Raw genomic sequence first — 13,314 nt, 5'->3', positions numbered from 1 at the left:
CGATATAACCATTTATAAGATTTGTAAATCTTTGCGATTATCTGTAGTATTGTAGGTACACGCTAAAATGCGCGGCCTATGGTGTTTGCTTGAATGAAAGCAATTAACAATGTCGTCTATCAAGATTATATGATCAAATCTATTCGTTTTTTACTTTTAGGATTATTTCTTTGGGAGAACGTTTCTGCCCAAAAGCTTCCTACAGACTATGTCAACCCGTTTATCGGTACCAGCAATTATGGAACAACTAATCCGGGTGCTCAGGTTCCCAACGGCTTGATGAATGTTTCTCCGTTTAATGTAATGGGATCATCACTTAATGCATTTGATAAAGATGCAAGATGGTGGTCTACTCCCTATGAACATAGCAACAGTTATTTTACAGGTTTTTCTCATGTTAATTTAAGTGGGGTAGGATGTCCAGACATGGGAAGTTTGTTGTTGATGCCAACTTCAGGTAAATTAGAGGTTGATTATCATCAATATGGAAGTACCTATACGCAGGAGGTTGCCCATCCGGGGTATTATAGCAATGTGTTAAAGAAATACGGTATCAAAACCGAAGTTTCAGCGACAACCCGTGTAGGTGTTTCTAAATTTACTTTTCCAAAAGGACAGGCAAATATCCTGCTTAATTTGGGCGAAGGTTTAACAAATGAAACGGGAGCAACAGTTCGTTACGTAAGTGATACCGAAATAGAGGGATCTAAATTGTTGGGCTCCTTCTGTTACACGAACAATCAGGCTGTTTATCCAATCTTCTTTGTTATGCGTGTCAATAAAAAACCGTCAAAAAGAGGATATTGGAAATTCCAGCGTGCCGGAGAAAAATGGGAAAACGATTGGAATAAAGATGCCGGAAAATATAAAATTTTTACGGACTATACCGATCAGCTTTCCGGCGATGATCTTGGCGCATATTTTAGTTTTGATGTCAAAGAAAATGAAAGCTTAGAAGTACAACTGGCCGTATCATTTGTGAGCGTTGAGAATGCGCGTAAAAATCTAGATGCTGAGCAAGCAGACTTTAGCTTTGAAAAAACACAAAAGAATGCAGCTTCGCTTTGGAACAATGCATTGTCAAAGATACAGGTAGAAGGTGGTACAGAGGACCAAAAAACAGTGTTCTATACGGCATTATATCATGCCATGATTCATCCAAATATCCTGCAGGATGTAAACGGAGAATATCCTGCCATGGAAAGTCGGAAAACACTTGTTGCAGATCACAATCGTTACACCGTGTTTTCGCTATGGGATACGTACCGAAATGTTCAGCCTTTAATGTCACTGGTTTATCCCGATAAGCAGGTGGGCATGATACGTTCCATGATCGATATTTATAAGGAAAGCGGTTGGATGCCCAAATGGGAGTTGTATAGCCGAGAAAGCTATACCATGGATGGCGATCCGGCAGTTCCAGTGATCGTTGATGCATGGATGAAAGGCATTCGGGATTTTGATATCAATACAGCTTATGAAGCGTTTCTGAAATCGGCAACGACTACGGACTCCACGAATAAAATTAGACCAGACAATGCGGACTATGTGAAGTATGGGTATGTCCCATTGCGCGATTCATTCGATAATTCGGTATCTCATGCCATTGAATATTATGTTGCAGATTGGAATCTAGCGCAGTTGGCTGGTTCATTGGGGAAAACCAAAGATGCCCAGCTTTTTGCTAAGCGAGCGCAGGGATATAAACATTATTATTCTTCGGAGTATGGGACTTTTAGACCTATTCTTCCTAACGGCGAGTTTTTAAGTCCGTTTAGCCCATTGATGGGTGCCAATTTTGAACCTAATCATGGTTTCCATGAGGGTAACGCTTGGAACTATAGCTTTGCCATTCCATTTGATATCCCTGGTTTGGTGAAATTGATGGGCGGAAAGCAAAAATTTGTGGATAGACTGCAGGCAACTTTTGATAAAGGGTATTTTGATGTTACTAACGAACCAGATATGCTGTATCCACATGTGTTTTCAGAAATCAAAGGAGAAGAATGGCGTACCCAGAAGCTAGTCAAAGAAATTTTAGAAAAGCATTTTACGAACAGCCCTGGGGGGATACCGGGAAATGACGATACGGGAACAATGTCTACATGGGCTTTAATGAACATGATTGGAATCTATCCTTTTTGTCCAGGTAGACCAGATTATACCGTTGTAACACCTGTATTCGACAAAGTGACCATCCAACTCGATAAGAAATATTATCCAAACGGCGACAAAGTGACGATAAGACGTCAAAAAGAGGGGGCTGGTGATTATATCAAAAAGATCGTTATCGATGGAAAACCATTCAATGGATTTAAAATCAACCATCAAACTTTGGTCAACAGTAAGGATATTCTAATCGTTACTGGAAATAGATAATTAGGCAAACTAAACTGAAAAACTGATCTACACGATGAAATATATTAATTATGCGGTCTGTGCAGGCCTTTTGTCCTTAATTGGTTGTGCTTCACTAAAAAATTCCGATGAGACTTCTTATGCAGGGTATGTAAATCCTTTTATCGGAACGGATTTTACAGGCAATACATATCCTGGAGCACAGTCACCTTTTGGAATGGTACAGCTTAGCCCAGATAATGGACTACCCGGCTGGGACCGTATTTCCGGATACTTTTATCCCGACAGTACGATTTCTGGTTTTAGCCATACACATTTAAGTGGAACTGGTGCCGGTGACTTGTACGACATATCTTTTATGCCGGTTACCTTACCATATCATGAAGCCGCGGCTCCCCTAGGTATACATTCCAAGTTTTCGCATAAAGACGAAAAGGCTCACGCCGGATACTATCAGGTAAAACTTACTGATTACGATATAAATGTGGAGCTGACAGCAACGGCACGCTGCGGCATTCAACGTTATACCTTTCCAAAAGCCGAGTCTGCTGTATTTTTAGACTTAAAGAAAGCAATGAATTGGGATGCTACCACGGATTCGCACATCGAAGTGGTTGATTCTGTCACTATTCGTGGTTATCGTTTTTCGGAGGGCTGGGCAAGGGGCCAACGCGTTTATTTTGAAACTCGGTTTTCTAAGCCTTTTATGGCCGTTCATATCGATAGTTCAGCAATATTATCCAGCGCTGATACAACGGCAAAAAGTGCAAAACGCATTGGTACAGCATTCAAAGCACGTTTTGATTTCAAGACAGCAGCTGGAGAACAAGTGACTTTAAGTACGGCCCTTTCGGGTGTAAGTATGGAAGGCGCTTCCAAAAACTTAAAAGCAGAAGTTCCAAAAGATGACTTTGATTATTATTTAAAGGAGGCCGAGCAAAATTGGAATCACGAATTGGGTAGGGTAGCGATCGAGACCAAAGACAAAGAGGAGCAGGTTAAGTTCTATACAGCGTTATATCATTCCATGTTAGCACCGACGATTTTCGGTGATGTTGATGGTGCGTATATGGGGGCTGACCGGAAGGTACATCAGGCCGAAGGTTGGACCAATTATAGCACGTTCTCACTTTGGGACACTTATAGAGCCTCGCATCCATTATTTACGTATATCGACCCTAGTCGAGTAAATGATATGATTAAGTCCTTCATCGCCTTTTATGAACAGCACGGCCGATTACCGGTATGGAATATTTACGGGAGTGAAACGGATATGATGATTGGGAATCACGCCATTCCTGTCATTGTAGATGCATATTTAAAAGGAATCGGTGATTTTGATGCATCAAAAGCGTTAGAAGCTTGTGTTGCCACAGCTAATATTGACAATTATCGGGGCATAGGTCTGTATAAGAAACTAGGCTATGTGCCTTATGATGTCAAAGATGAATACAATGCCGAAAACTGGTCCCTATCAAGAACACTTGAATATGCCTATGACGATCATTGCATCGCAATGATGGCCGATAAGATGGGAAAGAAAGAGATTGCGGGAACATTTTTTGCAAGAGCTCAAAATTATAAAAATGTGTATAATCCGGCTACTTCATTTATGCAACCTCGTGATAGCCATGGTAAATTTATTACTCCATTTGATGCGGAGGAATATAGCGCGCATATCTGTGAAAGTAACGCATGGCAATATTTTTGGTCTGTACAACATGATATCCCTGGATTGATTAAACTCGTTGGTGGACAAGAGCGCTTTGGACAGAAGTTAGATAGCATGTTTACATTTCATCCTTCTGACACCAGCAAGCTTCCAATTTTTAGTACAGGAATGATTGGGCAGTATGCGCATGGTAACGAGCCGAGCCATCATGCACTCTATTTATTCAATGCGGTTGGACAGCCTTGGAAAACGCAGCAATATGCGGCAGAGGTAATGAACAAACTTTACTTGAATACACCTTCGGGATTAAGTGGAAATGATGACTGCGGGCAGATGTCGGCTTGGTATGTATTCAGCTCATTGGGATTTTATCCTGTAGATCCCATAAGTGGAAAATACGAAATCGGTACCCCTTTATTTGAAAAAGCTGAATTGAAGTTGTCCAATGGAAAGAAATTTACCGTGAAAGCTAACCATGTCAGTAAATCCAATATTTATATACAAGCCATTACGATCGATGGTAAGCCTCTTGAAACAAGTTATATCACACATGAACAAATTATGTCCGGAGCGACATTGGTGTTAGAAATGGGTGAAAAACCAGGGCCAGTATGGTACAAAAATAAATAGGATCAATAGGTCTATAGGTCTTCTTAAGTGAAGCCTTCAAATAATTAAGAGAAGCCTCCCAATGAATGTTTAATCGTTTCGGAGGCTTTTTATTTTGTCTGCTGGAACAATCAGGTTTTTGTAAAAGTATGTCGTGCTACACCATGTTCCATTCGGGAAGAGCGCATAATTTGGGATATCTCCGACTATCGTCCAGCCACATTTTTGATACATAATATAAGCCGGGCTATCGGTTACAGTATCTAGTACCAATAGTGTCTTATTTAGATCAATGGCTTTATTTTCAATGTGTTGAAGTAAATTTTGTGCAATGCCCATTCTTCGAAAGTCAGTATGGACTAACATTTTGGCTACATCTGCACGATGTGTCTGATTTGATGGGAGGTCGATTTGCAGTTGAACAGTTCCTGCGATTCGATGGGTAAAGGCATCTCTTGCAATAATCAATATTATTTTCTGTTCCTTGACCTTGTTCAGTACATCAGTCCAAAATTTTTTTGCCTGTTCAACTGTTAGATCTTCCATGAAACCTACGGAGGCACCTCCTTGGACAATATTAAAAGTCAGGTCTACTAGTTCAGAAATTAAGTTAATGCTAGATTCTTTGACTTCTTCAATGACAAAATCTGTATGGGAAATAGGTGAGGAACTCATGTGTTTGATTAGGGACGAGATATAGAATAGATATTGATAGCGATGTTATGTAAGAAAGGACATTCTGGTCATGATCGGCTTGGCTCTTCTGGTGAGAATCATATTTAAGAATCGTTACTCGTTGCGGGTGAATGCAAAATAGATGACATATAACCAGCCAAGTATTCCATGAATTAAAGCCCAGAGTATGGATTTATTGCGATCCCATGAGGTGACAACGGCAATTACAGAACCGAGTCCAATACCCGATTGTGTGATCGTCTGTGTCGTTGATTTACTTATCTCTTGACCAAATGCGATATCCGCGATGAAAATAAAGAATACGAATAATGAGAGGTGTTTCATGACGAATTTATTGAGCTCCTCTTATTTTGAGTTCTTCATTGATTTCTTTTATTCTTTTAAAATTCAGAATAACAATGGGAGATAAGGCGAAAGGAATGGCCATCAGTGCACTGAATCCTTTGCTAATTGAGGTGTAAATTCCCATACCTAATAGGATAAAAAGCATGGTTGTGAGCATCCAAGTAATTACCAAAGCAGTTTTTTTGTTGGTTTGAAGCTCTTCGTCAGTCATTCCGTTTAAAGGTCTATTATTCATATTTCGGTGGTTTATAGTCTCTAAGTTCCGTAATTCTTTTTAAGAAACAAAGTTTTCTGCATTAAATGATGTGTGAATCTTGTTAAATATAACGTTTTTCTTGTTTTTCTTAAAAAAGATTAATTAAATGGCTAAAATAGTAGGTTTTGAAGGAGCTTTTTTCTTAATAACAGAGCATAAGGTGATTATTATGGATTCCATTTTTTAAAAGAGCAACTTTCTCAACTTTCTGGGTAACGAACAATTTGTGTAAAGTAGGTATAAGCGTATTGTTTTGAGCAAGTGGATTGTGCGGAGAATAACGAATCTTAAAACAAAGACCACGAATATTAAACGAGACGGAAATACTGTTTTAAAAAGCTGTTATTTGTGAAAAAAATCAAGAAATGAGAATGCTAGCTTTAATCTTTATGCTATTTACCATGTGTTCCTGTAGGGGTAATTTGGAATCGGGGTACAACGAGAAAATGGCTAAGCTCTTTCATAGCTGTCGAGAAAAAATGGATGAGAGCTATGGAAAATTGCTGGAAGGGGAATATGATGTCGATAAATCAGACTATTCCTATCACATGAAATTGAATGAGGCACGTGCTTTGAGTAGTTACATAAAAGGAATAAAATGCGAAGCTTCTCAATTGAAATACAGTAAAACTGCCGAAAGTTTTCACATCGCTACAATTGGTTATATGACGGAGATCGTTGATGGATATGGTGTTTTATTAATTAAATATATTGATGAACAGAAAAAAGGGACTCGGAAAAGTCTGTTGCGGGAGATTACTGATGAAAAAGAGAAAATTGCAGCCTTAGCTGAGTCGTGTTTAGGACATCAAATAGCCTTCTTGAATCGAGCTGGAATAAAAGTAGATAGTCAAAAAGGAAAGTAGTTGAAATATATTTTAATTTTATAACAATGTTAACACTAAAAAATAAGTGGTATTTGCTTATCATTTTACCTATGATGGCATTGTCCTGTAAGAGCAAAATAGCTGCGCATCAGCCAATACCCCCGTATTCATTGGCTGATACTGTGAAACCCGATTGGTATCGCGAATCCTATGGTCAGGTTGTGATGATCGACAATGATTTTGTGACTCAGAAAAACGGCAGTTATTTAATAGATCTTCCTTTGCAGATCGTGCCAGATTCAACTTACGTTTTCTTTTTGAGTACTAGAATTCCAGTGGAGTTACTAAAAAGGTCAACTGAATTCTATCCCGATCTTCAACATTTTGTACTGATTGTCCCCGATTGGAAGTATTATGATGAGGTCGCCAAAGAAGCCTCGAAAAACGGAATGTGTATAGAACCTGCGACGACCAATTTTTATTATTCCATAAAAAGAGAGGATGGTGCGGTTAAAGTCGACAGTATCCGGCTTTCTGGTGAAGATAACGCGAGGTTTGATTTTGTTAAACCAATTTCACCTAAAGGCATGCTTACCGTTTATCGAAGAGAAAGTTACGGATCGGTTTGTTGCCCGCGTGACCCCAAGTGGGATAACGTCGATAAAGATGAGCTCTTTATACGTGAGTTTGAACACCGCAGTCACCTGAACGTGACCAAAGGGAGGTATGTACAGATGGAAGGGAAAGAAGGCGAAAAAAGTGTCTATTATACTTTACCAGGATTATCTTCAGCACAGCGATTGGAATTTTTAGCAGATAAATATACGGAATGGGGTGTCAATAAAGATATGGAGGCAAAGACGTTTATGCCACAGTTATTTACACCCCAAATTGTACCTATGGTAACCGAAGGTTTTAACAAAATGAAAGAATTACCATAAAGTTAGCGATACCGAAATTTGAATGTTTCCATAACAATACGCTGTTTTTAAATGGAGATAAAGCTATTCTGTTAGCTTTATCTCGAACATTTTATCCCAGTTTTTACCGGTAACAAAGAAAGTGTTTGATCTTTTATTGTAGGCGATACCATTTAATACATCTAAATCCACATGTTGTGTTACATGTTCACGTAATTTAGATAGATCGACTAAAGCCTCCACTGCACCTGTTTTAGGGTCGATCCGTCCAATGACATCCTCCATAAAGAAATTTGCATAGATTTTTCCTTTTACCCATTCCAGTTCATTGATTTGATCCACCATGGCTGTGTTCGTTGCTGCACGGATATAATCCATTTTTGAGAAGTCATTTGGATTCAGCGTATAGATATAATCAGAACCATTGGACATGTATAAGTTTTTACCGTCAGAAGTTAAACCCCAGCCTTCCATTGGCTGAAAGTAAGGAAGTGTTTTAATAACAGAAAGGCTATTTATATCATATAGGTAGGCTAGATTGTTTTTATAAGTCAACTGATATAATTTTCCATTTAGGACGGTGGCACCTTCGCCAAAAATTGAATCATCCAATTCAATTTTTTTGGTGGGTTGACCCGTTTTTGGATTAACAATACGAACACTCGATTTACCCTTATTTCCGCTCGGACCAACCCCATTCCCGGTACTTTCGATCAAATTATCCCCGTAGAACTCCAATCCCTGTGTGAAAGCTTTGATATCATGGGGGTAAATATTCACAATGCTATAGCTTAGCAAAAGCGGAGGAGTGGACGCGAATAGATCGATGTTGACCGAATTTTCTTCTCGTTTTCCAGCACTAAATACGACAGCTTTAATAATCTGCTTGCCAAATTTCTCCTGTTTTAATGAATAACGGAAAGGTTCATTTCCGATTACTTGACCAATCTTTTTATCGTTTATAGTGTAAATAACAGAGTCTATTTTGGACGTTTTTTCGCTGTCCACCTTTAAGATCAGATCCTCGCCCTGCGTATAGCTTTGTTTGATGTTGTTAAAGGTAAATGTCGGATTTTCATCGGCATATTCGGGCTGAGAGCTTGAAGTTGTATTTGTATTTGTATTGTTACTTTTATTTCCGGTACAACTGCCCAAAATGGTGCCAATAACGAAAAAAATGAGGTAAGATTTTTTGTGCATTGATAGAGGGTGCTTGATTAATTATCCGCTAATAAACTAGAAAACGAGTTGAGTATACATAGCTGTTGCTGTAATACTCGTTTCTCAAACTTAGATAAATTGTTTTTTATATGCAATTTAATTGCTGATCAATACAAAAGATAATTTGTCTGTGAAAGAAAAAAATGAACAATTACATGCTAGCCGATTGTTATAAAGGTATGGAAAGATTATATTTTACTGGAACGAGCGGTATCCTTTTGCCTTACAAGAATAAAAGCTACTATCCTGAGGAGTTTCAGGATAAAAGTCGATTGGCTGTATATAGCTTATTATTTAATTCATTGGAAGTAAACAGTTCTTTTTATAAAATCCCCAGAGAAGAAACCGTCAGAAGATGGTCCGAAGAAACGACCGATGACTTTCGTTTTACGTTTAAACTATGGAAAGGAATTACACATCAAAAAGAACTCAAATTTGATCCACAGGATGTCGCTAGATTTCTATCCGTTATTGACGCTGTCGGCCAAAAGAAAGGGTGTTTGCTCATACAATTACCACCATCTTTTAAATTTGCTTCTATTGGATTGCTTGCTGAATTGCTGGATTGTATTGCTCAGGACAAGAGAAGTGAAGGGTGGCCGATCTGTGTAGAATTTAGGGATCCAGTTTGGTATAGGGAAGAAACTTCTGAACTTTTAAAATCTTATAATATGAATCTGGTTATTCATGATAAGAATATGCAAGGTATGCGTCTTCAATACGCAGATGCAAATGCAAACATAATCTATATGCGATTCCATGGCCCAAATGGTGACTATAAAGGAAGCTATACGGACAACATATTGTTTGAATACAGCACCTATATTAACGACTGGATTGCAGAGGGAAAAGAAGTCTATACTTATTTTAATAATACAATCGGAGCGGCACTTTCTAATCTGAATACATTAGCCAAGTATATCACAGCGCGCAAAATATCTCCTGCTTAAAAACTGTCTTTTTTAAAGTGCACTGCCACGGATATATTCCGTTCCCATGTAGCCGTCCCAGCCTTCATGTTCACGCATAATCCGCTGATAAGCTGCGGTCAATGCCTGAACCTTCGTAAATAAGGGAATACCTCTCCGGATGCAGTCGTGATCAGCGTAAGTCCCGGCATTATCGTACCATTGTAGCCACGCAAGTAATTCCTGTCTCTTCATAAGCGTTAATCTATCGAATAGCGTCTTATCTTTTAAACTCATGAGCTGATAACGCCAATCCTTGCGATGCGATTCCATGGCTAGAATTTTTGGAAGCTGATGCGCTATGATCTGTTTAATAAGAGATTCCATAATTTGAAATTTTAGTTGTTAAAGATGAGTTGTGCGTGGGTATTCGAAAAGTCATTATATCTTCTTTTCATGTGGATACGCAGGATTTCTTTATGTATATACGCGACAGCCTTTAATTTGGAAAGCTGCTGCACGCCATTTTCAACACATTTGCGATCTGTATAGTTTCCTTTTGGATCATGCCATTGCAGCCAATCAAGGAGTATTTCTCTTTCTAGTTTCTCGAGTCTCTGTTGTAAGCCGATTAATTCACTTTCCCGAAGTTGTTCTCGCCAGTCAGACCAAATCGGACCTGACACTATACCTCGTTTCTCTTTGAATTTGTTTTCCATATTTTACGTCGAATTTGAAGATCTAAAATTTGTTAGATGACTAGCTTACTGATAATAGCATTGCCAAGTTTACTTTTCATAAATAGCTCAATTTGTTTCAGCAATTCTGGACTTACTTCGGAGACTCTTTCTAAATCTCGTATAAACCACTTCTGAATAACAGGCGTTTGTTTGGAACTTTGGTCAAATTTTACGACTTCAGCCCGTGATGATTTTCCTGTAGGATCATAGTATGACCACAGTACAATGAAAATCGTATTCGGATCTTCATCGGGATAAGGAGTATGAAAGCGAACGATGTCACCTACGTGTAATTCCTTATTGTCATATGCTGCGCTGTGTTCCATAAAAGCGTTGTCTAAAACTGATATTCAAATATACTAAAAATATTAGTATTAAAAAGTTTTTGCTAAAAATTTTATACTTTATCTAAGAGGCCGTTGTTTTTTATAATTGGAGGCATGTCTCGGTGATTTGTTCTTTTACTTCGATTTTATTGTTTTTATTAAGTTGAATTTCAGTACCTTATCTTGTGACTGGGGAAAGTGGACAAATATAAAGGGGAACTATTTGAAGGGAATTTTGTTAAGGCTGCGCATGGGATAATACCTAGGTAAAAAGTAGATGTGTTAGCGCGAGTTTTATGCTTCAGCACGTCACTTATTGTAACATTCTTTTCAAAATTTCGGTAATTTGACTTTAAAGACATAATATGGCAACTCTACCTTATCAATTCCTTTATTCCATTGCGGGTCTTTAAAGAGCTGAGCACAGGAGAAATAAAGGTATCCATCTCCGCTGATGCCCATAGAATCGGGCCAAAGTATTCGGGAGTCCTGTACCAGGGTATTCACATTTCCATCAGGATTTAAATACTTAATACTATAATCTATTGACGATGTTAGGTAAATATTTCCAACGCTATCTGCGAGTAAGCCATGTGTAATTCCGACTTCCCCTTTGTCTTCTACTTTTTCTTCCAATTCTTGATCCGTCAGCCTTGCGTCCGCTAAAAATTCTGTTGCAATACAATACAGATGGGTTTGATTGATCGGTTTGAAATATAGATATTTAAAATCGTGACTTATTGCTATGCCATTCACGTTGGAAGAAAATGGTTTTCCATTATCATTACGCATATCATTACCGTTATAGCTTAATATTACTTCAGGATCAGCCAGCGTAAAACGGCTTCCAGTTAAAGCCTTTCTAGTCTGTCCAGTTTTGAGGTCTAAAATAATGATGGCCGCTTGGCCGGGATCGGAGAGATAGGCTAAATTTCGCTTCTGGTCAATGCGCATATCATTTAGACCTGATTTGGTTTTATCAAGGTCACCGAAACGATAAATATGTTCAATTTTGTTTTTTTTTGTATCGATTTTTAACAATTTAAATTGGCCTTGAGTTGATTTTTCATCTTTTCCAAAAATTGATCCGGCAGAAGATGGTTTAGAATCCAATACCCAGAGATTGTCCTCGGTATCGACAAATATATCCTGGACATTTACAAAGTGGGAATTCTCTTTTCCTTTTAAATTCCATTCTTCATTTGGATAAGGAACAGGTTTTCCATTGATGATTTCAGTAAGTGCATACTGATAATTTTTCGCTTGTTTTGGGAAGGAAACAAATAGTCGATTGTTGGAGGTAACGCTCACACCGATCGGACGGTACGGACCTAAGGCTGCTGCGACCTCCAGTTTCGGGGCTGTAGTATTATTGACTTGTGCCAGCATAGTGAGAAAAAAGATGTGACAGAATAAAAAACTTAATATGAGCCGTGTTCGCATATTCTTGTTATAATTTAACCTAACTATATTGCTTTTGACTGTTCCCACTAAGTAATAAAGGGGGATTTTTAGCTTCCATAAAGAGACCGCGCTCTCATAGAAGAACCTTCTATTCTCAATTATTGTTTGTCCTTTTCTCCAAATAATACTTTTTTACACTGATCAGCATGTCGTGCGACTAATGCCGATACGAATCCACGTGGATTTAATTTTCTGAGCGACTAGAAAAGTTGGGATTGGTCTCGGTGATTAAAAGTTGGTGATTTACGAGCCGATTTCTTGCAAGAGTTTTTCAACTTCCTGGGCATGAGTGACCGTCATAAAATGTCCCGCACCCTTAATGATAAAGTTGGGCTTTACATTTTTGATGGGGATAATATGATCGCTACTACCGTGTACATGAATTAAATTGTCCGGAACCGAATTGTTTTTCCATTGTAGAATTTGATGTATTGCCCAGGCTATAAAGATTGGATCTGTATCCTTTAGGATTTGTTTTAGCAGTAAAGAATCTTCCTTGCAGCGTATACCAAAAAAATAATCCGACAGAAAGCTATGGGTCTTGAGCAATGAATTAGGGACAAAAACGTTCAGCTTGAGTCTACCCGCTAATCGATACAGTACGGGTAATTCATACCGTCCTTTGGCCGAAGCTAGCAGAATAACTCGTTGAACAGTTATAATTTTGGCAATTTCCATTGCAAGCATTCCTCCGAAAGAAAGCCCAATGAGGATGGGTTGCGCTGCGGTAATTTTAGCAGATATTCTTTTTGCATAAATAGATAATGGTTCATTAAGGCTTGGTGTAATCCAATCCAGATAGGTTATATCAAGCGAGCCAAAGTCGATCTTGCTGAATACACGTTGATCTACACCCAATCCGCTGATGACATATATTTTGCTTGCGGTGATTTTCATTTAATCAAGTGTTTGTATCCATTTGTGGAGACAAGTTAATGAATTATCGCTATAAAACAGGGGCAAAAAATTGAT

The 13,314-nt window shown here is 38.4% G+C and carries 14 protein-coding genes; 5 read left to right on the top strand and 9 right to left on the bottom strand.

Annotated elements, in window-relative coordinates; translation table 11 throughout:
- Positions 1–93 precede the first annotated feature (93 nt).
- Positions 94–2,379 carry a GH92 family glycosyl hydrolase gene (locus B4N43_RS02310; RefSeq protein WP_286732523.1) on the top strand — a complete coding sequence of 762 codons (2,286 nt, stop codon included), beginning with the start codon at positions 94–96 and terminating at the stop codon, positions 2,377–2,379.
- 34 nt (positions 2,380–2,413) lie between these two features.
- Positions 2,414–4,660, top strand: coding sequence for a GH92 family glycosyl hydrolase (locus B4N43_RS02305; RefSeq protein ID WP_075991816.1), 2,247 nt, complete (start codon positions 2,414–2,416; stop codon positions 4,658–4,660).
- 69 nt (positions 4,661–4,729) lie between these two features.
- On the opposite strand, the gene B4N43_RS02300 is transcribed toward B4N43_RS02305, so the two are convergent.
- The 3 genes from B4N43_RS02300 to B4N43_RS02290 all read right to left on the bottom strand — a co-directional run bounded on the left by B4N43_RS02300 (position 4,730) and on the right by B4N43_RS02290 (position 5,915).
- Positions 4,730–5,314: a GNAT family N-acetyltransferase gene (locus B4N43_RS02300; RefSeq protein WP_286732522.1), complete on the bottom strand. Its 585-nt coding sequence runs from the start codon at positions 5,312–5,314 to the stop codon at positions 4,730–4,732.
- Between the two features lie 114 nt (positions 5,315–5,428).
- Complete coding sequence (locus tag B4N43_RS02295; protein WP_075991818.1) at positions 5,429–5,659, bottom strand: hypothetical protein; 231 nt, start codon at positions 5,657–5,659, stop codon at positions 5,429–5,431.
- 7 nt (positions 5,660–5,666) lie between these two features.
- Positions 5,667–5,915, bottom strand: a complete 249-nt coding sequence (locus B4N43_RS02290; RefSeq protein WP_088160902.1) for a redox-active disulfide protein 2 — start codon at positions 5,913–5,915, stop codon at positions 5,667–5,669.
- Positions 5,916–6,301: 386 nt separating this feature from the next.
- On the opposite strand from B4N43_RS02290, the gene B4N43_RS02285 reads away from it, so the two are divergent.
- Both B4N43_RS02285 and B4N43_RS02280 read left to right on the top strand, forming a co-directional pair.
- Positions 6,302–6,802, top strand: coding sequence for a hypothetical protein (locus B4N43_RS02285; protein WP_248933332.1), 501 nt, complete (start codon positions 6,302–6,304; stop codon positions 6,800–6,802).
- Between the two features lie 26 nt (positions 6,803–6,828).
- A complete protein-coding gene (locus B4N43_RS02280) occupies positions 6,829–7,704 on the top strand; it encodes a hypothetical protein (RefSeq protein WP_286732521.1) in 876 nt (291 codons plus the stop codon).
- A 63-nt stretch (positions 7,705–7,767) separates the two neighbouring features.
- On the opposite strand, the gene B4N43_RS02275 is transcribed toward B4N43_RS02280, so the two are convergent.
- The gene (locus tag B4N43_RS02275; RefSeq protein WP_088160905.1) at positions 7,768–8,883 is read right to left on the bottom strand and encodes a glutaminyl-peptide cyclotransferase; all 1,116 of its coding nucleotides are present in this window, start codon (positions 8,881–8,883) and stop codon (positions 7,768–7,770) included.
- Between the two features lie 200 nt (positions 8,884–9,083).
- Here B4N43_RS02275 and B4N43_RS02270 point away from each other — a divergent pair, with 200 nt between their 5' ends.
- Positions 9,084–9,854, top strand: a complete 771-nt coding sequence (locus tag B4N43_RS02270; RefSeq protein WP_075994709.1) for a DUF72 domain-containing protein — start codon at positions 9,084–9,086, stop codon at positions 9,852–9,854.
- Between the two features lie 12 nt (positions 9,855–9,866).
- Here the strand turns inward: B4N43_RS02270 and B4N43_RS02265 are convergent, their stop codons facing one another.
- The 5 genes from B4N43_RS02265 to B4N43_RS02245 form a co-directional block, all read right to left on the bottom strand.
- A complete protein-coding gene (locus B4N43_RS02265; protein WP_088160906.1) occupies positions 9,867–10,199 on the bottom strand; it encodes a hypothetical protein in 333 nt (110 codons plus the stop codon).
- 11 nt (positions 10,200–10,210) lie between these two features.
- Positions 10,211–10,531 (bottom strand): hypothetical protein, encoded by a 321-nt coding sequence (locus B4N43_RS02260; protein ID WP_088160907.1) that lies wholly within the window; start codon positions 10,529–10,531, stop codon positions 10,211–10,213.
- A gap of 32 nt (positions 10,532–10,563) precedes the next feature.
- The gene (locus B4N43_RS02255; RefSeq protein ID WP_088160908.1) at positions 10,564–10,878 is read right to left on the bottom strand and encodes a hypothetical protein; all 315 of its coding nucleotides are present in this window, start codon (positions 10,876–10,878) and stop codon (positions 10,564–10,566) included.
- A 330-nt stretch (positions 10,879–11,208) separates the two neighbouring features.
- Entirely contained in the window at positions 11,209–12,267 is a 1,059-nt protein-coding gene (locus B4N43_RS02250) for a major royal jelly family protein (RefSeq protein ID WP_232475732.1), read from the bottom strand.
- A gap of 318 nt (positions 12,268–12,585) precedes the next feature.
- Entirely contained in the window at positions 12,586–13,239 is a 654-nt protein-coding gene (locus tag B4N43_RS02245; RefSeq protein ID WP_286732520.1) for an alpha/beta hydrolase, read from the bottom strand.
- Positions 13,240–13,314 lie beyond the last annotated feature (75 nt).

The sequence above is a fragment of the Sphingobacterium sp. UBA1897 genome (assembly GCF_002337775.1).
GTDB classification, from domain to species: domain Bacteria; phylum Bacteroidota; class Bacteroidia; order Sphingobacteriales; family Sphingobacteriaceae; genus Sphingobacterium; species Sphingobacterium siyangense.
The sequence above is the reverse complement of the archived record's forward strand: the minus strand, read 5'-3'. Positions and strand labels throughout refer to the sequence as shown.

Bases quoted from the DNA above. Each gene is read 5' to 3' on its own strand.
- B4N43_RS02310 (WP_286732523.1), top strand. From the start codon at position 94: ATGAAAGCAATTAACAATGTCGTCTATCAAGATTATATGATCAAATCT.
- B4N43_RS02305 (WP_075991816.1), top strand. From the start codon at position 2,414: ATGAAATATATTAATTATGCGGTCTGTGCAGGCCTTTTGTCCTTAATT.
- B4N43_RS02300 (WP_286732522.1), bottom strand. From the start codon at position 5,314: ATGAGTTCCTCACCTATTTCCCATACAGATTTTGTCATTGAAGAAGTC.
- B4N43_RS02295 (WP_075991818.1), bottom strand. From the start codon at position 5,659: ATGAAACACCTCTCATTATTCGTATTCTTTATTTTCATCGCGGATATC.
- B4N43_RS02290 (WP_088160902.1), bottom strand. From the start codon at position 5,915: ATGAATAATAGACCTTTAAACGGAATGACTGACGAAGAGCTTCAAACC.
- B4N43_RS02285 (WP_248933332.1), top strand. From the start codon at position 6,302: ATGAGAATGCTAGCTTTAATCTTTATGCTATTTACCATGTGTTCCTGT.
- B4N43_RS02280 (WP_286732521.1), top strand. From the start codon at position 6,829: ATGTTAACACTAAAAAATAAGTGGTATTTGCTTATCATTTTACCTATG.
- B4N43_RS02275 (WP_088160905.1), bottom strand. From the start codon at position 8,883: ATGCACAAAAAATCTTACCTCATTTTTTTCGTTATTGGCACCATTTTG.
- B4N43_RS02270 (WP_075994709.1), top strand. From the start codon at position 9,084: ATGGAAAGATTATATTTTACTGGAACGAGCGGTATCCTTTTGCCTTAC.
- B4N43_RS02265 (WP_088160906.1), bottom strand. From the start codon at position 10,199: ATGGAATCTCTTATTAAACAGATCATAGCGCATCAGCTTCCAAAAATT.
- B4N43_RS02260 (WP_088160907.1), bottom strand. From the start codon at position 10,531: ATGGAAAACAAATTCAAAGAGAAACGAGGTATAGTGTCAGGTCCGATT.
- B4N43_RS02255 (WP_088160908.1), bottom strand. From the start codon at position 10,878: ATGGAACACAGCGCAGCATATGACAATAAGGAATTACACGTAGGTGAC.
- B4N43_RS02250 (WP_232475732.1), bottom strand. From the start codon at position 12,267: ATGCTGGCACAAGTCAATAATACTACAGCCCCGAAACTGGAGGTCGCA.
- B4N43_RS02245 (WP_286732520.1), bottom strand. From the start codon at position 13,239: ATGAAAATCACCGCAAGCAAAATATATGTCATCAGCGGATTGGGTGTA.